The 21734-nt window shown below is 68.9% G+C and carries 23 protein-coding genes; 12 read left to right on the forward strand and 11 right to left on the reverse strand.

All coding sequences use genetic code 11. The features are described 5' to 3' along the window. Positions 1–328: 328 nt before the first annotated feature. The 4 genes from MKK84_RS01205 to MKK84_RS01220 all read right to left on the reverse strand — a co-directional run bounded on the left by MKK84_RS01205 (position 329) and on the right by MKK84_RS01220 (position 4061). Entirely contained in the window at positions 329–1447 is a 1119-nt protein-coding gene (locus MKK84_RS01205; RefSeq protein ID WP_243916205.1) for a metallophosphoesterase, read from the reverse strand. A 113-nt stretch (positions 1448–1560) separates the two neighbouring features. Next, positions 1561–2850 (reverse strand): D-serine ammonia-lyase, encoded by a 1290-nt coding sequence (locus MKK84_RS01210; RefSeq protein ID WP_243916206.1) that lies wholly within the window; start codon positions 2848–2850, stop codon positions 1561–1563. A 32-nt stretch (positions 2851–2882) separates the two neighbouring features. Next, on the reverse strand, positions 2883–3638 hold the full coding sequence (locus tag MKK84_RS01215; RefSeq protein ID WP_243916207.1) for an SDR family NAD(P)-dependent oxidoreductase: 756 nt from the start codon (positions 3636–3638) through the stop codon (positions 2883–2885). Positions 3639–3665: 27 nt separating this feature from the next. Then, positions 3666–4061: a tautomerase family protein gene (locus MKK84_RS01220; RefSeq protein ID WP_243916208.1), complete on the reverse strand. Its 396-nt coding sequence runs from the start codon at positions 4059–4061 to the stop codon at positions 3666–3668. Between MKK84_RS01220 and MKK84_RS01225 the strand changes: the two genes are divergently transcribed. After that, the gene (locus MKK84_RS01225) at positions 4060–4425 is read left to right on the forward strand and encodes a tautomerase family protein (protein ID WP_243916209.1); all 366 of its coding nucleotides are present in this window, start codon (positions 4060–4062) and stop codon (positions 4423–4425) included. The two genes, MKK84_RS01220 and MKK84_RS01225, sit on opposite strands and share 2 nt — an antisense overlap. 109 nt (positions 4426–4534) lie before the next feature. Next, positions 4535–4744 carry a hypothetical protein gene (locus MKK84_RS01230; protein WP_243916210.1) on the forward strand — a complete coding sequence of 70 codons (210 nt, stop codon included), beginning with the start codon at positions 4535–4537 and terminating at the stop codon, positions 4742–4744. An 18-nt stretch (positions 4745–4762) separates the two neighbouring features. Here the strand turns inward: MKK84_RS01230 and MKK84_RS01235 are convergent, their stop codons facing one another. Both MKK84_RS01235 and MKK84_RS01240 read right to left on the reverse strand, forming a co-directional pair. Continuing rightward, positions 4763–5752 (reverse strand): inorganic phosphate transporter, encoded by a 990-nt coding sequence (locus tag MKK84_RS01235; protein WP_243916211.1) that lies wholly within the window; start codon positions 5750–5752, stop codon positions 4763–4765. Between the two features lie 17 nt (positions 5753–5769). Beyond that, positions 5770–6411: a DUF47 domain-containing protein gene (locus MKK84_RS01240; protein ID WP_243916212.1), complete on the reverse strand. Its 642-nt coding sequence runs from the start codon at positions 6409–6411 to the stop codon at positions 5770–5772. 303 nt (positions 6412–6714) lie between these two features. Between MKK84_RS01240 and MKK84_RS01245 the strand changes: the two genes are divergently transcribed. The 6 genes from MKK84_RS01245 to MKK84_RS01270 all read left to right on the forward strand — a co-directional run bounded on the left by MKK84_RS01245 (position 6715) and on the right by MKK84_RS01270 (position 13459). Then, positions 6715–6954, forward strand: coding sequence for a hypothetical protein (locus MKK84_RS01245; protein ID WP_243916213.1), 240 nt, complete (start codon positions 6715–6717; stop codon positions 6952–6954). 497 nt (positions 6955–7451) lie between these two features. Further along, positions 7452–8795 carry a CHASE3 domain-containing protein gene (locus MKK84_RS01250; protein WP_243916214.1) on the forward strand — a complete coding sequence of 448 codons (1344 nt, stop codon included), beginning with the start codon at positions 7452–7454 and terminating at the stop codon, positions 8793–8795. Positions 8796–8911: 116 nt separating this feature from the next. Then, the gene (locus MKK84_RS01255) at positions 8912–9241 is read left to right on the forward strand and encodes a CsbD family protein (protein WP_243916215.1); all 330 of its coding nucleotides are present in this window, start codon (positions 8912–8914) and stop codon (positions 9239–9241) included. 84 nt (positions 9242–9325) lie between these two features. Beyond that, the gene (locus tag MKK84_RS01260; RefSeq protein WP_243916216.1) at positions 9326–9613 is read left to right on the forward strand and encodes an MTH1187 family thiamine-binding protein; all 288 of its coding nucleotides are present in this window, start codon (positions 9326–9328) and stop codon (positions 9611–9613) included. A gap of 103 nt (positions 9614–9716) precedes the next feature. Further along, complete coding sequence (locus MKK84_RS01265; protein ID WP_243916217.1) at positions 9717–12035, forward strand: FdhF/YdeP family oxidoreductase; 2319 nt, start codon at positions 9717–9719, stop codon at positions 12033–12035. 50 nt (positions 12036–12085) lie between these two features. Next, positions 12086–13459: a pentapeptide repeat-containing protein gene (locus MKK84_RS01270; RefSeq protein WP_243916218.1), complete on the forward strand. Its 1374-nt coding sequence runs from the start codon at positions 12086–12088 to the stop codon at positions 13457–13459. A 25-nt stretch (positions 13460–13484) separates the two neighbouring features. Here MKK84_RS01270 and MKK84_RS01275 read toward each other — a convergent pair whose 3' ends face one another. Both MKK84_RS01275 and selA read right to left on the reverse strand, forming a co-directional pair. Then, positions 13485–13955, reverse strand: coding sequence for a MarR family winged helix-turn-helix transcriptional regulator (locus MKK84_RS01275; RefSeq protein ID WP_243916219.1), 471 nt, complete (start codon positions 13953–13955; stop codon positions 13485–13487). 132 nt (positions 13956–14087) lie between these two features. Then, positions 14088–15527: an L-seryl-tRNA(Sec) selenium transferase gene (gene selA / locus MKK84_RS01280; protein WP_243916220.1), complete on the reverse strand. Its 1440-nt coding sequence runs from the start codon at positions 15525–15527 to the stop codon at positions 14088–14090. Positions 15528–15724: 197 nt separating this feature from the next. Here selA and MKK84_RS01285 point away from each other — a divergent pair, with 197 nt between their 5' ends. Then, positions 15725–17155, forward strand: coding sequence for a mannose-1-phosphate guanylyltransferase/mannose-6-phosphate isomerase (locus MKK84_RS01285; RefSeq protein WP_243916221.1), 1431 nt, complete (start codon positions 15725–15727; stop codon positions 17153–17155). 142 nt (positions 17156–17297) lie between these two features. Beyond that, positions 17298–17864: a fasciclin domain-containing protein gene (locus MKK84_RS01290; protein WP_243916222.1), complete on the forward strand. Its 567-nt coding sequence runs from the start codon at positions 17298–17300 to the stop codon at positions 17862–17864. A gap of 61 nt (positions 17865–17925) precedes the next feature. On the opposite strand, the gene MKK84_RS01295 is transcribed toward MKK84_RS01290, so the two are convergent. Together MKK84_RS01295 and MKK84_RS01300 are read right to left on the reverse strand one after the other, a co-directional pair. Then, on the reverse strand, positions 17926–18630 hold the full coding sequence (locus MKK84_RS01295) for an anti-sigma factor domain-containing protein (protein WP_243916223.1): 705 nt from the start codon (positions 18628–18630) through the stop codon (positions 17926–17928). After that, complete coding sequence (locus MKK84_RS01300; RefSeq protein WP_243916224.1) at positions 18627–19178, reverse strand: RNA polymerase sigma factor; 552 nt, start codon at positions 19176–19178, stop codon at positions 18627–18629. The genes MKK84_RS01295 and MKK84_RS01300 overlap by 4 nt, the downstream gene beginning before the upstream one ends. A 270-nt stretch (positions 19179–19448) precedes the next feature. On the opposite strand from MKK84_RS01300, the gene MKK84_RS01305 reads away from it, so the two are divergent. After that, the gene (locus MKK84_RS01305; protein WP_243916225.1) at positions 19449–20459 is read left to right on the forward strand and encodes an SDR family oxidoreductase; all 1011 of its coding nucleotides are present in this window, start codon (positions 19449–19451) and stop codon (positions 20457–20459) included. 72 nt (positions 20460–20531) lie between these two features. After that, positions 20532–21368 carry an alpha/beta fold hydrolase gene (locus MKK84_RS01310; protein WP_243916226.1) on the forward strand — a complete coding sequence of 279 codons (837 nt, stop codon included), beginning with the start codon at positions 20532–20534 and terminating at the stop codon, positions 21366–21368. A 158-nt stretch (positions 21369–21526) separates the two neighbouring features. Here MKK84_RS01310 and MKK84_RS01315 read toward each other — a convergent pair whose 3' ends face one another. Next, positions 21527–21733, reverse strand: a complete 207-nt coding sequence (locus tag MKK84_RS01315) for a hypothetical protein (protein WP_243916227.1) — start codon at positions 21731–21733, stop codon at positions 21527–21529. Between the last annotated feature and the right edge of the window lies 1 nt (position 21734).

The following is a 21734-nucleotide window of genomic DNA, read 5'->3' on the forward strand; positions in this document are numbered from 1 at the left end:
GGTCAGGTCGCCCAGTGGGATCGTGACCCGCGACAGGTCGAGCGGCGTCGTCGGGCCGGCCGGGAAGGTCGCCTCCCAGCCCGCGCCCAGGGCCTTCGACAGCGCCACGAAGTCGGTCGACGTCGCCGCTCTCGCTGAGGCGCCGCAGCGCAGCGGAGGCCTGGAAGGATTCCCTCAGATTGCGCGGCGATCCCTGGAGCCCTCCTTCGAGGCCTGCTAGCGCGGGCATCTCAGGATGAGGGGATCGGATGGGATGGTCCCGGCATGGCAGGCGGTCGTGTACTGCGTGCAACACCATCCGGCACGACTCGCACAGCATATCGCGAGCTCAGGACGCCCTCCGCAGGGTGATCCGCGTCAGCTCGGACGGGCGCCCGAGGCGGAGGGCGAAGCCGGGCCAGAGCGCGGTTCCGTTGCTGACATAGAGCAGCATGGTCGCAACCCGGTACGCGCCCGAGACGAACCCGGCATTGCCCCGTGCCACCAGCCGGTCCAGGCCGCGGATCATGCCGCCATGGGTATGGCCGGAGAGCTGCAACGCCACGCCGCGCGCCGCGCTTTTCGCGGCGTTCGCCGGCTGGTGGTCCAGCAGCACGATCGGTGCGCCCCTAGGTGCACCCGCGAGGGCGGCGTCGAGGTCCGGACCCGGGTGACCGGTTGCGCGCGCCGAGCGATCGGTGACTCCGGCCAACACCAGCGCGCCGCCCTCGCGCCGCAGGACCGTGTGGGCATTGGAGAGGATGCGGATGCCCAGCCCTGCCAGATGGCGCATCCAGCCATCGAAATCGAAAAAGTACTCGTGGTTGCCGGGCACGGCCCAGACGCCGTCTCGCGCTCGCAGGGCGCGCAACGGCTCCACGTCGTTCCGCCGGGCTTCCAGCGAACCGTCGATGAAGTCGCCAGTCACGACGATCAGGTCGACCTTGAGGTCGTTGGCGCGCGTGACCACGGCCCGCGCCCAGGCGGCCGGGAACAGGCGGCTGATATGCAGATCCGTCAGGTGCAGGATCGTGTAGCCGTCGAAGCCGGGCGGCAGGCCTGGGATCGCCACGGGGACTTCCTTCAATGGCGGCACGCGCACGGCCTGCCGCACGGCGACCGCCGCGAGGAGCACGGCCGTGAAGCCGACTGCGAGGCGCCACGCGGTCGGGATCGCCCAATCGCCGCCGGGCAGGGCCATCGACGTCAGCGCGACGAGATCGAGGGCGAGCTGCAGGGGCGCGGCCAGCGCGATCGCGCCGAACACGCCGTTGAATAGGATCACCACCGGGCGCGGGAATTCCGGCGCGAAGACCGATCCGGAGGAGAGCCGGCTCCACAGGTGGTACTGCGAGGCGGCCAGGAGGATCGCGGCGAGGCCGAGCCGGAGCGCGAGCGGCCACGGCAGGGGCCACACCATCCGCGCGATAACGTAAATGGCGGGCAGGCTGGGGATCAGGCGGATCATGGCCGGCTACATGGACCGGGCGGCGACCGGAAGGCAAAGCTTGCGGCCGGGTTGGCCATGGTGCCCCCTGTCTGACGCCGCCAAAGCCGACGCGCCGCACGCCCCGTGTCGGATCACGCGCGGGCCAGGGCCGTCGCAAACTCCGCCTCCGGCAGATGCGCACCGCCCGTGGTCCAGACCACGTGGGTGGCGGAAACCACATCCGCCGGCGGAGTCTCAGCGAGGAACCGGTTAAGCGCGGCGAAGCCTGAGGCCGCCGAGGGTTCGAGGCGCATCCCCGCGCCCGACCACAGCACCTTCAGCCAGCGGAACAGATCCGCGTCGGGGACCGTCACCACCGCGTCGATCAGCCTGCCGACGGTGCGGGCGACCAGCAGGGAGGCGCTCGCCACCGCCAGCCCATCGGCCGCCGTCCGGTTGTCGAGCCCAGCCTCGTAGACGCTGACGGACCGGTCGAGACCAGAGGCGAGCTGCACGAGCATGCAGGGTGCGGCCACCGGTTCCACGAAGACCGGCCGCACGGCATCGCCGAACAGCAGCGTCAGCCCGAAGGTCACGCCCCCCGGCGCGCCGCCGACGCCGCAGGGAAGGTAGACGTAGAGCGGATGCGCCGCATCGACGGCGATCCCGGCCTCGGCGAGCTGGCGCTGAAGATCGAGCGCCGCCGCCGCATAGCCAAGGAACAGGTCGACCGAATCCTCGTCGTCGACAAAATGAGCGTCGGAGCGGTCCTGGAAGGCCTCCCGCGCGGCGGCGACCGCGAGGCCGTAATCCCCCGGATGCTCGACGACGCGCGCCCCGAGCTCGCGCAGGCGCTGCTTCTTCCAGGCCTTGGCGTCGTGTGACATGTGCACCTCGACCGCGAAGCCAAGGGCGCGGCCCATCACGCCAACGCTGAAGCCGAGATTGCCGGTGCTGCCGACCGCGACCGTGTGGCGGGCGAACAGGTCGCGGAAGACGTCGGATGCGAACGCCGCGTAGGACAGGCCGGGCCGCAGGAGACCGGCCGCCTTAGCCAGCGTCTCCGCATAGGCCAGGACCTCGTAGACGCCGCCCCGGGCCTTGATGCAGCCGGTGACCGGCAGGTCGTGATCGGCCTTGACCCAGACGGAGCCCGGGGCGTCGCCCAGCAGGGTCCGGCTGAGGTCGGGCGCGACGGGCAGCAACGGCGAGTCGATCCTCCCATCTTCGGTGCCGTCGAACAGTTGCGCCAGGAGCGGGTCGAAGCGGCGCCAGCGCGCCTCCGCCTGGCGCATGTCGGCCTCGCAGAATGCCGACGCGGCCAACACCGAGGCGGCGTCCTGCCGGTGCGGATTGCGCCAGACGGTCGGCTCGGCCCGTCGCACGGGCGCCGGTATAGGTGGCTCACCGGAGGTCCCGCGCAGCGTAGCGTTGACGGTCATGGCATCGTCCTCTCGCGTGTCGGGCCCGGGGCTCAGCGGCCGCCCCGATGTACGACGAGGGGGCCGAAGGCTTGGCAGACCGGCATGAGCTCGATGACGTTGATGTTCACCCGGGCCGGCCGGGTGGCGGCCCAGAACACCGTGTCGGCAACGTCGTCGGGCGTCAGCGCGTCGGCACCGTCGTAGACGCTTGCCGCACGGGTGTCGTCGCCGCGGAAGCGTACGTTGGAGAACTCGGTGCCGCCGACGAGGCCCGGGTCGATCTCGGTGACCCGCACCCGCTTGCCGACGAGATCGGCGCGCAGGTTGAGCGAGAACTGCCGGACGAACGCTTTGGTGGCCCCGTAGACGTTCCCGCCGGGATAGGGGTAGCTCGCCGCCGTCGATCCGATGTTGACGACGTGCCCGGTGTCGCGGGCGACCATCCCGGGCAGCACCGCACGGGTCACGTACATCAGGCCCTTGACGTTGGTGTCGACCATCGCCTCCCAGCCGTCGAGGTCCGCCGCCTGTGCGGGTTCGAGCCCGACCGCGAGGCCGGCATTGTTCACGAGCACGTCGATGTCGGCGAAAGCCGCGGGGAGGCCGGCGACCGCGTCCTCGACCGCCCGCCTGTCCCGGACGTCGAGTTCGAGGGCATGGACCACGTGGTCGCCGAGTTCGTCGACCAAGGCCTGAAGCCGATCGCGACGGCGCCCGGCCGCGACGATCGTCTGTCCGGCCTGCGCGAAGCGCCGCGCGATCGCGAGGCCGAAGCCCGATGTCGCGCCGGTGACGAGAATGCTCATGTCGATCTCCTGCCCATGCCGGGGGTATTAGGCTGCGTCGTCCTTGACGTAGGACGCAAGCCCGTTGCCGAAGGACCACTCGTCGCGCGCGTTCGGCGAGAGGACGATCAGCACGTCCTCCGGGCGCAGGCCGGGATCCGCCACGAGGTTGTCGGTAATCGCCCGATAGAGCGCCTTCTTCTGCGCCGTGTCCCGCCAATTCCCGGCGATGATGTTGACAATGACGAGGTCGTCGGTGCGGTGGAGGCCGAGATAGCTGGAATCGTAGATCAGCTCGTCCCGCTCGTGCTGGCGGATGAGCTGGAAGCGGTCGTCGGCCGGCGCACCGAAGGCCTCCATCAGCTCGCGATGCACGCCTTCGGAGACGGCACGAAGGTGCTCCGGCGACTTGCCCTTGATCAGTGAAGTACGAACCAGGGGCATGAACGATCAACCGCTCAGGCAGAGCCAAGTCCAGAGGCTTCAGGCGGGCATCACCGGCCTGACGGCCGAGACTCTGCATGAGGTCGGCCCCCTGGTCGGCGTGCTGGTCGAGCAGGTTCCGCTGTCGGGATGGAGCGTGGGCGGCGAACCGGTGACCTGCGCCACGCAGGTGGATGCCATCATCAGCGCGGAGACGAACACATCCGAGGAGAAAGCACGGTTCATTGCCGAGACGAGCCGTCTTCTAAAGAATGTTGTCGGTTCTGGCCTCGCCGAAGTTTCTTATGTAGTGTTCCACGAAGTGCCGAAGGACTCGTGGGGCTATGACGGCCTGACCCAGGCTCACCGGGCGCAGCACCACTGAGCGCGCACCGGGAGACGTCGGCCACCACCGCGCATGCAACCGCTGCACCCGTCGCTCGTTGGCGAAGTCAGGGGCGGACCATTCCGATCGAGGCAGGTCGGTGTCGAAATTGAAGAAACACACGGCGCACCTGATCGCCGTCCATCAGAAGCGCGAGGCCGTCCGGGTCTACGCGGTCCTGGCCCAGTCGGCGACGGCGGCCTTGGCGCAGGTCACCGAAATGGCGACGGACGACATGCAGGTGGAACTGACGGGCTCCCTCGGGCGCGACCTCGCCCGGCGCCTTGGTCTCAAACCTGGCGAGATGCGTCTGGTCTGAAAGGCGCACGCCCTCACCTCATGGCAGCACGAGGCCGGAGGCGGCATAGATCAATGCCGCCACCAGACCGGCGGCCGGCATCGTGACCACCCAGGCGACGACGATCCCCTGTGCCACGTTCCAGCGGACGGCGGAAACGCGGCGGGCCGCGCCGACACCGATGATCGCCCCCGTGATCGTGTGTGTCGTGGAGACCGGGATTCCGAACGCCGTTGCGGCAAACAGGGTCAGCGCCCCGCCCGTCTCGGCGCAGAAGCCCTGCGCGGGCGTCAGGCGCGTGATCTTCGATCCCATCGTGTGCACGATGCGCCAGCCGCCGAACAGGGTGCCGAGCGCCATCGCGGTCTGGCACGACAGGACCACCCAGAGCGGCACGTGGAACTCGCCGCTGCCCGCCCCGTGGGCGTAGAGGAGCACGGCGATGATGCCCATCGTCTTCTGCGCGTCGTTGCCGCCGTGGCCGAGCGAGTAGAGCGAGGCCGAAACGAATTGCATGCTGCGGAACACGCGATCGACGGCGACCGGCGTGGAACGGACGAAGATCCACGAGACCGCCAGCACGAGGATCAGGGCGAGTACGAAGCCCAGCGCCGGCGAGAGCACGATGGCGGCGCTCGTGGCGACGACGCCCGGCCAGACGATCGCGCCGAGACCGGCCTTCGCGATGCCGGCGCCCAGAAGGCCCCCGATGAGCGCGTGCGAGCTGGAGGACGGAATGCCGGCGTACCACGTGACCAGATTCCAGACGATCGCGCCGCCGAGCGCACCGAGGATCACCCGATCGTTCACGACGGTGACGTCGATGATCCCGGAGCCGACCGTGCCGGCGACGTGCAGGCCGAACACGAGGAAGGCCACGAAGTTGAAGAAGGCGGCCCAGAACACGGCGTAGCGTGGCGCCAGCACCCGGGTCGAGACGATGGTGGCAATCGAGTTCGCAGCATCGTGCAGGCCGTTCAGGAAGTCGAACACCAGCGCGATGGCGATGAGGGCGATCAGGAGGGTCACGCGGGCGATCCCTCGGCTCAGACGTGCTCGACCACGATACTGCTGACTTGGTTCGCCACGTCCTCGAACCGATCCATGACCTTCTCCAAGTGATCGTAGAGCCCGGAGCCGACCAGGAACGCCATCGGATCCTGGCGGGAGGCCCTGAACAGCATCTTCACCCCTTCGTTGTGCAGATCGTCGGCTTGGCCCTCGAGCTGGATGACCCGCTCGGTCAGCGCATTCAGGGCGGCGGCGTTCTCGCCGAGGGACCGCAGCTTCGGAAGCGCCTCGGCGACCACGGCGGCGGCCTCCTGAATCACCGCCCCCATCTGGCGCATCGACGGCTCGAAGGTCGTCACCTCGAACAGTTGGACCGCCTTGGCGGTCTTGAGCATCTGGTCGATGGCGTCATCGAGCGAGCCGACCAGCGCCTGGATGTCGCCGCGGTCGAACGGGGTGATGAAGGTCCGGCGAACCGCCAGCAGGGCGTCGCGGGTGATCGCGTCGGCCTTGTCCTCGTGCTCGGCGATGGCGCGGCATGCGACCGGGATATCCTGCGTCCCGTCGAGCAGCGCCCGGAGGGATGCCGCCCCGTCCACGAGGGTGGCGGCGTGCTGTTCGAACAGGTCGAAGAACCGGTCCTCCTTCGGCATCAGCGCACGGAACCAAGACAGCATGGTGCGTCCCTGTATGGGGGGCGGAGGGTACTAAGCGCATAACCGGTCTCGGCAACGCGCCGTGAGGCTCAAGGGTATTGTGACATCCCGCCATCAACCTAAGACTGGATCTTCAGCCGGCTAGGGTTGGTCATCGGCGACGTAGGCGGATCCGCCGGTATTCGGCCCACACAGCACTTCGCCGGTATTGGGAAGCCAAATTGTGTCATACCTCTGGCCTAGCTTTGTCTGATACCTGACTTAGCCTCGATCCTGCGCAGGCTTGCCGGCTTCGGCGCATCGCGAAGGCAGCAGGCCACGGGCATGATCCTGACACCGACAATGTTGACCGCCATGCTCAGGCGGGACGACGTCGATCTCTGCTACATCCAGCAGGCGCTCGCGACCGTATGCGCGCAGAAAGGGGACGAGGCGGACACCTTCCTCGACAAGATCCTGACGACGGTGCCGATGAAGCGCGCCGCGATCGTACGCACGCTGGCCGCCCAGGTCCGCGGCGAACGGCTCCCGAACCCACAGGCCACTGACGGACGCAGGACGTAGAACGGGCAGGTCCGCGGCAGGGGGCACGCGCCCGGCACCCATTGGCGGGTGTCAGTCCCTGGGGACTTGAGGAGAGTTTCGGCCCGCTCCCTTCGTTCCTACGAAATCAGGCACCTGCGCCGCCGCGCTCTCTTTCCTTGCGGTGAGGAGCTGAAGGTGGGGGAGGTGCAGGAGGCACCGGAGCGCTCGATCCTGCACCACCCCCACTCCTGACCCCTCCCCACAAGGAGGAGGGGAAATGCGGTCGTTATTAGAATCCTTCGTGTCCGGCGGAGACTTAGAAACTCACTGGCCCGCCGCGCCGAGGTCCGATCGTCTCAAACAGAAGTGCACCGTGCCAAGCGTTTGACGTCGGTTTGACAATACTCACGCTCTTCCACCAGCCCATCGAAAAGCTGTTGGCAACTTGATCGGCCGCGGAACAAAACGACCGATCGTTTCTTGAGGGGCAGCTCGCAGGCTTCGCGCCGCATTGTTGGCGCAGACCGGCTTCCCCCATGAAAGCATCGACCACCGCCCTGGACGTCATCGAGCGGTTGCCCGCACGTTCGCGGACCGTCAATCGAATGGTCGTGAGTTGCGCGGTGATCCTGGCGCTGCTCGGCATTGCGGTCGGCGCCTTCACCTATCAGCAGCGCGGCAGCGAGGCAGTCCGGCACGCCATGGTGGTGGATGGCCAGCTCGGCCGCGTGTTGTTGGCAATCCAGGACGCCGAGACCGGGCAGCGCGGCTACCTGTTGACGGGGGATGAGACGTTCCTGCGCCCATTCCGGGACGGACGCGCGCAGGTCAGCCGCGAGATCGCCCGGCTGCACGACCACCTCCGGAACGACGACAGCCAGCGCGCTGAACTCGATGCCCTAATCCCGCTCCTCCGGGACAAACTGAACGAACTCGGCACGTCGATCGAACTGCGCCGAAGCGGCGAGATCGAGGCGAGTCAGGAGCAGGTGCGGCAGGGGGACGGACGGCAGGTGATGGACGAGATCCGGGCGATCATCGGCCGGATGGAGGACCATGAAGCCGCGCTGATGGAGCAGCGTCAGGCCGCGAATTCCCGGGCCGCTCTGCTGATCTGGGGCTTGCTCGCCGCCGTCGTGATCGCGCTCGTCCTGTTCGCCATGTCGGCCACGCGCGAAGCGGCGCGCCGTCGGAGCCTGTCGCGCTTCCTGCCGCAGGAGCTGGTCTCGCGACTCGCTGACGACGATGGCAGCCTCAAAGCCGGCCGGCGCCAGCAGGCGGTGATCGCCTTCATCGACATGCGCGGCTCCACCACCATCGCCGAACATCTCGACCCGCAGGAACTCTCGGCCTTCCTGTCCGCCTTCCGCCGACGGGTGATGCGCATCTCCCGCCTGTACGGCGGTGTCGTTGACAAGTTCATCGGCGACGGCGCCCTCGTGGTGTTCGGCCTGCCCGAGCCGACGGCCGACGACGCGGCGCGCGCCGTGGCCTTCGCCAGCGATCTCGTCGAGGTCATCGCCCGCTGGAACGACAAGGGCGACCACGATGCCACGGTGCGCATCGGCATCGGCCTGCACTGCGGCGAGGTGTTCAGCGGGATCATCGGCGAGGATGCCCGCTACGAATTCACGGTGCTCGGCGACACGGTCAACGTGGCGGCGCGGCTGGAGCAGGCGACAAAGACCCACGGAGTTTCGGTTCTGGCCTCGGAGGCCGTCCGACGCGCAGCAGGAACGACCACGGCGGCGTGGCGGGAGATCAGCCGGGAACCGCTCCGGGGCCGCCGGGAGCCGATGGCCTACTACACCTTCGCGCCAACGGCGTCGGCCACCCTGCCGTCGGACCGCGAGGCTTTAGGTGATCCGGCCGCATCCTGACGCCGCAGCGCTCGTCGTCGGCCAGGCCGACGCCTATCTGGGACAGCCGGCACGGATCGTCTCGGCGTCGTCCGTCAGACGGAAACGGGTTCGGGACGACAGCATCGGAGGACGTCATGGTCGATACGGACAGGATCACGGGTGCCGCGCGGGAGCTCGGCGGCAAGGTCCAGAGCGCGGTCGGCGACCTCGCCGGCTCGGACCGCGATTCAATCGAAGGCCGTCTCCACGAGGCGCGGGGCGCGGCCGAGAACTTATACGGCCAGACCAAGGATGCGGTCCGGCATGCAGCCGACGCGGTGTCGCAACAGGCCGAGGAGGTCTATGATCACGGTCGCGAATATGCCTGGGAGGGCCACCAGAAGTCGGTCGAATGGCCCCATGCCTCGCTTGTCGTGGCCGGGCTGGTCGGTTTGGGCCTCGGCCTGCTGATCAGCAAGCTCTGATCCGCGCCGCCGGGCGCCGAATGCCTTCCTCTGCGGGCGGCGCGACTTAGGCCGCCCGACAGAACCAGCCCGAGGGGAGCCGCCATGAAAGTCTCAGCCGACCTGTGCATCGTGCCGATGGGCGTCGGCCCGTCCGTTTCGCCCTACGTCCGCGAGGTCAAGGCGATCGTCGAGGCGAGCGGGCTGACCGCCACGATGCATCCCAACGGCACCAACATCGAGGGCGAGCTGTCTGAGATCTGTGCGCTGGCCGAGCGATGCGAGGCGAAGCTTGCCGAGATGGGCGTTCAGCGGACCTTCTTCACGCTGATCTTCTCGACACGGCGGGACAAGGACCAGTCCATGGCCGACAAGCTCGCGGCCGTGACCTGACCGCGACGGAAGCGGAGGCAGCCGCAGTGACGCGCCTGTGATCCGACGCGGCCCTCGCGCGTTCCCTTGGTCCGGTCGCTGACGTGCCGGGTGGGAGGACGGCATGGCCGAGCAGGAGAACGGTGAGATCCGGATCGAGCCCTATGACGGCCCGGCGGGCGGTTGGGGCTCGGCCCGGTCGCTGGTCGAGATCCTGACCCGGGAGGGCGTACCGATCACCGGCTCGGCCCTGCTGCGGAAGCAGAACAAGCCGGACGGCTACATGTGCACGTCGTGCGCCTGGGCGAAGCCCGCGAAGCCTTTGGCCTTCGAGTATTGTGAGAATGGCGCCAAGGCGACCGCCTGGGAGCAGACGCGCCGACGCGCGACCTCCGATTTCTTCGCCGCCCATTCCGTGACCGAGCTGCTCAGCTGGAGCGACTACGCCCTGGAGGAGCAGGGCCGCCTCACCCATCCTCTGCGCTACGATCCCGAGACCGATCGCTACCGCCCGGTCTCCTGGGAGGACGCCATGGCCGAGATCGGCCGGGAGCTGAAGGCCCTGCGCGAGGCGGATCCGCGCTCGGTGGTGTTCTATGCCTCCGGCCGGGCCTCGCTGGAAACCAGCTACATGTGGGCGCTGCTCGCCCGGCTCTACGGCAACAACAACCTGCCGGATTCCTCCAACATGTGCCACGAGCCGACCTCGGTGGCGCTGCCGCAATCAATCGGTGCGCCGGTGGGCACGGTCCTGCTGGAGGATTTCGAGACCACCGACCTGATCTTTTTCTTCGGTCAGAATGTCGGCTCGAATTCACCCCGAATGCTGCACCCGCTGCAGGAGGCGCGGCGCCGGGGCGCGCAGATCATCACCTTCAACCCGCTGCGAGAGCGGGGCCTGGAGCGCTTCACCGATCCGCAATCGCCGGTCGAGATGCTGACGCGCTCCTCCACACGGATCTCGACCCAGTACCATCAGGTAAAAGCCGGCGGCGACCTCGCGGCGCTCACCGGCCTGTGCAAGGCGCTGCTCGCCCTGGACCGGGAAGCCGAGGCGGCGGGCAAGCCCCGGGTGCTCGACCACGCCTTCATCGCCGAGCACACCCACGGCTTCGAAGACTTCGTGCGCTTCTGCGATGGCCAGGACTGGGCCGCGCTGGAGCGGCGCTCCGGACTGAAACGGCAGGGGCTTGAGGCCGCCGCCGCGGTCTACGCACGCGCCAAGGCGGTGATCGGCATCTACGGGATGGGCCTGACCCAGCACCGCAAGGGCACCGAGACCGTGCGGATGCTGGTCAACCTTCTGCTCATGCGCGGCAATATCGGCAAGCCGGGCGCCGGGATCTGCCCGGTGCGGGGCCATTCGAACGTGCAGGGCCAGCGCACGGTCGGCATCACCGAAAAACCGGAACTGGCGCCCCTCGACAAGCTCAAGGAACTCTATGGTTTCGAGCCGCCGCGCGAGAAGGGCCTCAACACGGTCGAGGCCTGCGAAGGCATCCTCGATGGCAGCGTGAAGGCCTTCATCGGACTCGGCGGCAACTTCCTGCGGGCGATCCCCGATACCGGCCGGATGGAGCCAGCCTGGAGAACCCAGCGCCTGACCGTGCAGGTTTCGACCAAGCTCAACCGCTCACACCTCGTGACCGGGGCGGTCGCCTATATCCTGCCCTGCCTTGGGCGCATCGAGATCGATCAGCAGGCGAGCGGTCCGCAAGCGGTCTCGATGGAGAGCTCCACCGCGCAGTTCCACGGGTCCCGGGGGGCGTCCGAACCGGTCGGGCCGCATGTGCGCTCCGAACCCTGGATTGTCGCCGAGATCGCCAAGGCGACCCTGCCGGCCAATCCGCGGATCGACTGGGATTCGTGGGTCGGTGATTACGGCCGGGTGCGCGATGCCATCGAGGCCACCTATCCGAAGGTGTTTCACGACCTGAACGGGCGGATGTTCCAGCCCGGAGGGCTGATCAAGCCGCTCGGCGCCCGTGACCGGAAATGGGAGACCGAGACCGGCCGGGCGAATTTCGCGGTGCCGGAAGGCCTCGAGGCCGATCCGGACCTGCCGGCCCGCGGGCACGACATCCTCGACCTGATCACGCTGCGGTCGAACGACCAGTTCAACACCACGGTCTACGGCTACGACGACCGTTTCCGCGGCGTGAAGGGCACCCGTTCCGTGCTGTTCATGAACCGCCAGGACATCGCCCGGCTCGGGCTCAAGGACGGCGGGGGCGTCGACGTGGAAACGGAGGCGGATGATCAGGTGGAGCGGCGCGTGACCGGCCTCCGCGTGGTCGCCTACGACATCCCCGAGGGGAATTGCGGCGGCTACTATCCGGAGCTGAACGTCCTGCTGCCGCTCTGGCACCATGACGAGCAGGCCAAGACGCCGGCCGCCAAGGCGATCACGGTGCGTGTGACCGCGTCGACGCATCCGGTCTGAACCGGCCGGGGCGTCTGGCGCGCGGTCGGACTCTCCGGCATGGAACGGCCATGGATCAGGCGACACCACCGGATGCGCAGCCGGACATTCAGGCGGATGCCCGGCTGCACACGCTCATCGAGCGGATCGCCGCCGGAATGGTTGTGCGGGAGCCGGGCTCGGACCTCTCGCACCTGATCGCATCCCCAGGCGCACTCGCCGCAGCGGGTTTCGACGGGCCGGGTTGTGCGGATCCCGAATCCGGCGGCCTGCCCCTCGCGGAGGCCGATCTGTCCCGGGCCCGCATGGAGGAGTCCGATTTCTCCGCGGCCAACCTGCGCCGGGCCACGCTTACCGGTGCGGTCGGGCGGTCCACGCGTTTCACCGGCGCGATCCTGGAGGCCGCCGACCTGTCCGACGCCGACCTGTCGGGGGCGGACTTTTCTGACATCGTCGCGGGTCAGGTCCGATTCGCCGGCGCCATGCTGGAGGATGCACGCTTCGGGCAGGCCGCGATGCGCTTCGCCGACCTGTCCGGCGCGCTGCTCGACGGCACGGACTTCGCAAGCGCCGATCTTTGGGGCGCGGATTTCACCGGAGCGGACGCGGACGACACGGTGTTCCGCAACGCCCGGCTCGACGAGGCCAAGCTCGTCGATGCCAACCTGACGCATGCGGATTTCGCCGGCGCGAGCCTCGCCAAGGCGACGCTGGCGGGTTCGCGCCTCCAAGGGGCGAACTTTTCGGGGGCGAAGCTCGACGGGGCCGACCTCTCCGGGGCCGATCTGTCGGATACCGATCTCGTACGGCTGAACCTCGCCACCTGCCGGCTACGGCATGCCCGCTTCTCGGGGGCATGGCTCAACGGGACGCGGATGAGCGTCGAGCAGCTCGGCGGCGCGGTCGGCGAGGAGGTGGCGGGCGATTTCGAGGGCGCGCAGGCGAGCTACCTCGCCCTGGAGCAGAACTGGAAGAGCATCGGCAGCCACGATGCGGCGAGCTGGGCTTACAAGCGCGGCCGACGGATGGGCCGCTTCCACGCCGGCCGGCAGGCGCGCGCCGCCTGGAATGGGCGGGACGGGGCCGGATTGCTGCGGCACGGTTACCGCTGGACCGCCGACCGTTTCGTCGAGTGGTTGTGCGATTACGGCGAGAGCCTGTCGCGCATCGCCCGTGCATTCGCACTGCTGATCGTGGTGTTCGCGGGTCTCTACGGCCTGACGGGCGGCCTGATCATCCTGGAGGGGCCCGAGGCGGGGCCGACCTACAACCCCCTCGATCTTATGAGCTACAGCGCCCTCAACATGATGACCGCGAACCCACCAGAGATCGGCCTCAAGCCCACCGGCCGCGTCACCAATCTGCTGGTCGGCCTCGAAGGCGCGGTCGGCATCATCCTGATGGGGCTCTACGGCTTCGTCCTGGGCAACCGCCTGCGACGGTGAGGGCTGAGCGTCGTCCGGGGCTCCCTCATTCGGTCACGCTGAGCCGCTCGATCACCAGGCTCAGATCCTTGCGCAGGGCCCGGATCTCCGGCTCGCTGAGTTCGAGCTGGCACATCACGGCCTCGCGAACTGCAACGGCCTCGGCGCGGAGCGCCGTGCCCTCCGGCGTCAGCGCGATCTCGACCTCGCGCTCGTCCGACTGGCGGCGGGTGCGCAGCAGGAAACCCGCGCTCTCCAGACGCTTCAGCACCGGCGTCAGCGTGCCGGAGTCGAGCCGCAGCCGCCGGCCGATCTCCGAGACCGTGACGCCGTCCTGCTCCCACAGCACGAGGAGCACGAGGTACTGCGGATAGGTCAGCCCGAGGCGTTCAAGGAGCGGCCGGTAGGATTTCGTCATCCGGTGTGCGGCCGCGTAGAGCGCGTAGCAAAGCTGATTGTCGAGGAGGAGCGCGTCCGTCTCGCGCTCAACCTCCACCATGTCGGCACTCTGCACCATATCGTTCGCCTATCGCGGTCCGGGCACCGCACCTCTCGACCGCGACCGCGGATCCGTCACGATACCACAACGCGCGAAGCCGGCACACGAGCTTCAGCCGGCGAACTTTGTCTCTCAACAAACCCATTCGGCTCAGGATGCTGGCCGCGCAACTGACTTCAGACTGGCGAGGAGGCCAGCCTCGTCTTCCAGCGTGCGCAAGTCCAACAGGATCACATCGCCGCTGATCCGGCCGATCACCGGCACCGGCAGCGCCCGCAGGCGTTCGGCGAGGCGCTTGCACCGCCCTCCCGCGCCGCGGCGTGGCGATCCCGCCTCCGCGTCGGGGGTGAGCACCAGGGCGGCGCTGGGCAGTGTCTCCACCGGCAGGGCGCCGGACCCGATCTGGCTGATGCACGCCGCGACCGAGACGGTGGCCGAGCCGGCGAAGCACTCCGCCACCGCGGGAGCGAGGCGCTCCGCCTGCGCGGCGATCGACGCCCGGTCCCGGGTGAGCAGCCGCAGGGTCGGCAGTTCCTCGGCCAGCCTCTCGGGATGGAGGTAGAGCCGCAGTACCGCTGCGAGCGCCGCATAGGTCATCTTGTCGACCCGCAGCGCCCGCTTCAGCGGGTTCTTGCGCACGCGGGCGATGAGATCCTTCCGGCCCGCCACGATCCCGCACTGGACCGCGCCCAGCAACTTATCGCCGCTGAAGGTGACGAGATCGGCCCGCTCGAGGGCAGCGCGGACGGTCGGCTCCGGGGGCAGGCCGTAAGCGGCGAGATCGACGAGATTGCCGCTGCCAAGGTCGTCGGCCAGCGGCACGCCACGCTCCCGGCAGAGGGCGTGAAGCGCCTCGGGGTCGGCGGCGGCCGTGAAGCCCGCGATGGCGTAGTTGCTCGGATGCACCTTCATGACGAGGCCGGTGCGCGGGCCGATCGCCTCCGCGTAGTCGTGCAGGTGGGTGCGGTTTGTGGTGCCGACCTCGTGCAGCCGGCACCCGGCCCGCACCATCACGTCCGGTACCCGGAACGAGCCACCGATCTCCACGAGCTCGCCGCGGGAGACCACGACCTCCTTGCGCATGGCCAGGGCATTCAGCACCAGCAGCACGGCAGCGGCGTTGTTGTTGACAACCACCGCGGCCTCGGCACCGGTCAGGCGGCAGATCAGGGCCTCGACATGGTCGTCCCGCTCGCCGCGGGCGCCGGTCTCGATGTCGAATTCGAGATTGCTCGCCTGCACCATCACGGCGGCCACCGCCTCGGCGGCGGAGCGGGGCAACAGGGCTCGGCCCAGATTGGTGTGCAGAACCGTGCCGGTCAGGTTGAAGACCGGCCGCAGGGAGGGGCGTCGCTCGGCGGCGAGCCGCCGGCCCGCCTCCAGCCGGATCGCCGCCTCGTCGGGCACGGGGCCACCCTCTGCCCGGATGCCGGCCAGCACGGCCCGAACGGCCCCCGTGAAGGCCGTGCGCCCGTAAGCGGCGAGGTCTTCCGGCGCGGCGCCGCCGACCAGGCGCTCGACCGACGGGATTCGCCGCGGGCTCTGCGCCGCATCGTCGGGTGTCGGGCGAATCTTGGCGGGTGAATTCATGGCAGGACCAGAGATAACGATCCGGCTGTCCTGAGCCAGCCTCATCCATTGCGGATTATCCGCGCAGGTTGTTCCATCCTCGCTGCGCCGTTAAGGGCAAACCCTGAAAACCGTGGGCGCCGGCACTCCGCATCCTTGCGGCTGCGCCTGGACCGCGCGATCACGCCACGATCGCCACCCGTCGATGGAGACGCCGCATGTCCCGATCTGCTGCCCCGATCCATCCGATGATCCTCTGTGGTGGGACGGGGACGCGCCTGTGGCCGGCCTCGCGCGAGAGCATGCCCAAGCAATTCGCCAAGCTGGTGGACGCGAAGGTCTCGACCTTCCAGGCCAGCCTGGAACGGGTCGCCGACACGGGCGTGTTCGCGACGCCGACCGTCATCGCCTCGGCCGAGGCGCGTTTCATCGTCGCCGAGCAGCGCGACCAGCTGGGTCTCGCCGCCGACATCCTGCTCGAGCCGCAGGGCCGCGACTCCGCCGCCGCCGTGGCGGTCGCCGCGATCCACGCCGCCGAGAGCGATCCGCAAGCCGTCGTGCTGGTCATGGCCGCCGACCACGTCGTGCCCGACATCGCCGCCTTCGTGGACGCCGTGCGGCGTGCGGCCGAAGGCGCGCGGGCCGGCTACACCATGACGCTCGGCATCGAGCCCGACCGGCCGGCCACCGATTATGGCTATATCCGCCGCGGCGAGCCGATCCACGAGGCGCCGGGCGCGGCCCGCGTCGCCCGCTTCGTCGAGAAGCCCGACCGAGCCGGCGCCGAGGCGCTGATCACGGAGGGCGCCCTGTGGAACTCCGGCTACTTCCTGTTCCGCGCCGACCTGATGCTGGCCGAGCTCGAAGCCTTCGTGCCCGACGTGCTGGCGGCGGCGCGGGCGGCCTACGCGGCGGCTGTGACCGACCTCGACTTCGTGCGCCTCGATGCCGAGGCCTTCGCCAAGGCGCCCAAGATCTCGATCGACTACGCCGTGATGGAGCGCACCGCCACGGCCGGGGTGCTGCCGGTGTCGTTCGCATGGTCGGATGTCGGCACCTGGGACGCGGTCTGGCAGGTGCTCGATCACGATGAGGCCGGCAACGCGGTGCGCGGCCGGGTGTCGCTGATCGGGACGAAGAACAGCCTCGTGCACAGCCAGGGCGGTGGCCTGACCGCGGTGGTCGGGCTTGAGGACGTGGTGGTGGTCTCGACCCCCGACGCGGTGCTGGTCGCCTCCAAGGCGCATTCCGGTCAGGTGAAGGAACTGGTCAACGCCCTGCGGGCGAAGGGCGAGCCGGAGGCGGACGCGCATCTGCGGATGTACCGGCCCTGGGGCTGGTACCAGCGGATCGACATCGGCGAACGCTTCCAGGTGAAGCGGATCCAGGTGGTGCCGGGCGGACGGCTGTCGCTGCAGAAGCACTACCACCGGGCTGAGCACTGGGTCGTGGTGCGCGGCACCGCCGAGGTGACGGTGGACGATCGGGTGACGCTGGTCCACGAGAACGAGGCGATCTACCTGCCGATCGGCTCGATGCACCGGCTGTCGAACCCCGGTAAGATCCCGTTGGAGCTGATCGAGGTGCAGGTCGGCTCCTATACCGGCGAGGACGACATCATCCGTGTCGAGGATATCTACGGGCGCTGAGGCCTGAACCCGGCACGCTCTGGCGTGGTGAGCGCGAAGGCCGTCGCCTGTAGGCGTTTGTGCTCACCCGGCGAAACTTTCCTTCCAATAGGCACGTAAGGGCCCGCGCTGCCCCACTCATAGGGGCTCGGAAGGAAACACGATGCTGATCAAGAATACCGGCCGCACGGCCAAGGTGCTCGCCCTGACGATCGCGCTCGGCCTCGGCGCGAGCGGTGCGGCCTACGCCAAGAACCCGATGGTCGGCGGCGCGCCGATGTACGCCCAGAAGACCATCGTCGAGAACGCGGTCAATTCGAAGGATCACACCACCCTCGTCGCCGCCGTGAAGGCTGCCGGCTTGGTCGACACGCTGAACGGCCCGGGCCCGTTCACGGTGTTCGCACCGACCAACGCCGCCTTCGCCAAGCTGCCGCCGGGCACGGTTGAGAACCTCGTGCAGCCGCAGAACAAGGCGACGCTGACGAAGATCCTGACCTACCACGTGGTCCCGGGCGTCTACACCGCCAAAGACCTGATGGCGCTGGCCAAGAAGGGCGGCGGCCAGGGCGTGCTGACCACCGTCGAGGGCGAGCCGCTCGCCGTCGAGGTGCAGGGCAAGAAGGTCCTGGTCACCGACCAGAAGGGCAACACCGCCACGGTGACCATCCCGAACGTGATGCAGTCGAACGGTGTCATCCACGTCGTCAACGCCGTGCTGATGCCGTAAGGCGTCGCGCCCGCGGCCCGAAAGGGCCGCGGGCTCCAACAGGCGGATCCGCCGCGTCCGGTTATTCGGCGATCAGCTTGCCGGTGTAGATCACCGGGCCCGTGGGCTGGCCGCTGGGCGAACCCCCAGGCGGCTCGACGGACACAGCGATCACACCGTCCGGTGCGGTGGCCTGCGGCAGCCTCACCTGACTGGGCGCCGCTCCGACGAGGCCGAGCGGCTTGGCGCCCTCCGCGCCGACATACCATAATTCCAGGCTCCGGCCCGCAGGGGCATCGGCGCCGACAGGCCGGATCTGTGCGAGGCCGGTCTGCGTATCGACCCGCACGATCAGCGCGGGCGGTGCCCCGCCGCCTTGCACGACCGCCAGGTAGCGCCCGCCCGCCGGGCTCCGTGACGGGGCGACCGCCACGAACAGCGCGAGGCCCGCGGCGAGCAGGCCCGATCCCGCCGCGGCGACCTGCCAGCGCCTCACCCGACGCCGCAGCTGATGAAGCTCACCCCGCGCCCCGCCGGCCATGTCGGGCAGCGCGCGCAGCAGCGATTCGCGGACCCGCGGTGGTGGCGCTGCGGGTGGCACGGCACCCATCAGCGGCGCCAGCCGCCGCTCCCATTCGCCGATGCAGTTGGCCGTGGCAGGATCCTGGCTCGCCTCGCGCTCCAGCGCGGCCCGATCCTGCGCGTCGAGCGTCCCGAGGGCATACTCGGCCGCGCGCATGTCGCGCTCGGACGTCGGCTCCGTGCCGGGCTGGCCGCCGCCGCTCACGAGACAGACTCCAGGCAAGTCTTGAGGCCGGCGAGGGAGCGGTGCAGCCAAGTCTTGATTGTATTGACCGGCCGGTCGAAGTGCTGGGCGAGTTCCTCCCGGGACTGTCCCTCGCAATAGGCCAGCACCACGCAGTCCCGATGCATGGGATCGAGGCGGCCGAGGCAGGCCAGAAGGGCGTTCCGGTCTAGGAAGTCCGCCGCCCCGTCGTGCGGATCGATCAGCCGCGCCACCCAATCCTCGCCGTGATCCAGTTCCGGGCCCTGATGCTCGACCTTCCGTCTCACGCTGTCGATGGCCCGATTGCGTGCGATGGTGCAGAGCCATGGCAGCGGCGGCCCGGCCTCGGGCCTGTAGGCGCCCGCGGCCTGCCAGATCCGCAGGTAGACGTCTTGAAGCACGTCCTCGGCCAAGCCTCGGTCTCGCTGGATACGCAGGATCAGGCCGTAAAGTTTCGGACTCGTCAGATCATAGAGTTCGGCCAGCTGGTCCGCCCCGCCCCGGGCGATCTCAGCGAGCAGTCGGCGCAGCGTGCCGTCGTCGGCCAAGAGGGCTCCCCACAAACTCCGAGGCGCCTTCTATCGAACGCCCACCCGGAAGCTGCTTTAAATCAAACTCCCTAACCGTAACGATACCTTGCACGCGCCAGCCCCGCCGAAAGGATCCGAAAACCGGCGGGCGGAAATCCGTCCCTGCGACGCAGAGACCTGTTTTCGGTCCAGGAACAAAGCGGTCCGACCGGTGGATAGCCAGACGTGGGACGGAAGCGGCCGCGATCGGCCGCGCCGACGCACGTTCGGAGTCCGGGGATTCACCGCATGAAGCGCAAGCCGCTCCGCGAGCAGGTCGTCGTGATCACCGGCGCCTCGTCGGGCATCGGCCTCGCCACCGCCCGCATGGCGGCCGAGCGCGGTGCCCGGGTCGTGCTGGCAGCGCGTAGCGGCGATGCCCTGGCGCGCATCCAGGCTGAGATCGAGGGCGTCGGTGGCAAGGCGCTCCACGTCGTGGCCGATGTCGGCAACCGGGCGGCTGTGCAAGCCATCGCGGATCGTGCGGTGGCAACCTTCGGCGGTTTCGACACCTGGGTGAACGTGGCCGGTGGCTCGATCTACGGAAAGCTGCGCGAGATCAGCGATGCCGACCACGAGCGCCTGATCCAGACAAATTTCTGGGGCACGGTCTTCGGCTCGCTCGTCGCGACGGAGCACCTGCGGCAGGGCGGGGGCGCCCTGATCAACGTCGGCAGCATCGCCTCGGACCTCGCCTTCCCGTACCAGGGCATGTACGCGGCCTCGAAGCACGCGGTGAAGGGCTTCACCGATGCCCTGCGCATGGAACTGCTGCACGAGAATGCGCCGGTCTCGGTCACGCTGATTAAGCCCGCCTCGATCGACACGCCCCTCCCCCAGCGGGCGCGCAACTACATGGACCGCGAGCCGAGCCTGCCGCCGCCGATCTACCCGCCCGAGGAAGTCGCAAACGCCATCCTGCACGCGGCCGTGCATCCGCAGCGCGACATCTTCGTGGGCGGTGCCGGCAAGGCCTTCACGGCCGGCAAGGAATTCGCATCCGGCGCCTACGATCATCTGGCCTCCGCGATCATCGCCCTTCAAAAACGCGCGAGTGCGCCGCGCAATCCGGACGGCGCCCTGCATGCGCCCGTACCGGCCGGCGAAACGCGTGGTGATCCGCCCCTGCCCGTGATGCGCACCAGCGTCTACACGCGGGCGACGCTGCACCCGATGGCGGCCGCCGCCGGTCTTCTCGGGATCGCCGCCGCCACCGCGCTGGCCGTCATGGGCCCGTCCAGCCGCAGGCGGCGCCTGTAATTGACCGCCACCATGACATCTCTGCCCGGGCCCGCTCGGCCACGTCCGGATGAAGCACACGATCCCCGCATCGTGCCGCGCCGGATCGTCGAGCTGACGGATGATCGGACGATCGCATATGCGGAGACCGGATCCGGCCCCGATCTGGTGGCGATCCACGGGACGCTGATGTGCCTGGAGGATCTCTGGCTAGGGCCGGTGCCAGGCCTCGCAAAGCATTTCCGCGTGATCGCGGTGGATCGTCCCGGCCACGGCTTCAGCGTGCGGCCGCGGGGCCGTGCCGCCGACGTCTGGGATCAGGCCGCGCGCATCCGGGAGGCGGTGCGACGCCTCGGCCTGCACAAACCCGTCATCCTGGGGCACTCTTTCGGCGGAGCGGTCGCGCTGGCCTACGGCATGCTCCATCCGGAGGAGATCGCCGGCATCGTCGCGGTCGCGCCGATCTGCTTCCCTGAGCTGCGACTGGAACAGGTGCTGTTCGGCCCCCGAGCCCTGCCCTTCGGCGGCGATCAGCTGTCCCACCTCCTCGGCGCGACCACCGACAAAGCGCTCCTGCCGCTACTCTGGAACGCGATGTTCTTTCCGCGAACGATGCCGGAGAAAGTCGCGCGGCACTTTCCGTTCGATCTGGCGGCGCGCCCGACGCAGATCACCGCCGAGGGCGAGGATGCCGGATGGCTCTGGGCCGGACTGACCCGCAGCGTGCTGGGCTACCCGACCATGCGCGTTCCAGTGCGCATTCTGGCGGGGAGCCCCGATCTCGTGGTGAGTACAGCCCTCAACGCCCAGCGCGCTGCCCGCATGATCCCCGATGCGCGCCTCGAACTGCTGCCCGGTGCCGGCCACATGCTGCATCATTTTCATGGAGAGGCGGTCGTGCGGGCAGCATTGTCACTTCGACCAGCCTAGCAGCCGCGGCTTGCAGGCGTTCGGCTCACAAAGAATACGCAATCGGCTTCTGGAGAGCTTGGGTGATTGCCGCCCGACGCATGGCGGCTGGTGGCATTATCACGATTCCGATCGTGCGAACCGGGATGCAGCCGCGTGAAGCAGCGACGGCCTGCGGCTCAGGTTTCGCCGCGCATGGGCCGCATGAGGGCGCCGAGGAGGAAGCCGAGCTGCCCGCAGATCATCAGGGCGAGGCCGCGCCGCATGCTCCCGCCGGTGCTGAGGTGGTGGACGTACACCCCGTAGGCCAGCTCGCCCGCCACAACCGGCAGGAACGCCAGCAGCCACCAAACCGAGCCGAACCGGCCCAGACCCAGCCCGAGCAGC

The sequence above is a fragment of the Methylobacterium sp. E-065 genome, from assembly GCF_022829605.1.
Lineage (GTDB): Bacteria > Pseudomonadota > Alphaproteobacteria > Rhizobiales > Beijerinckiaceae > Methylobacterium.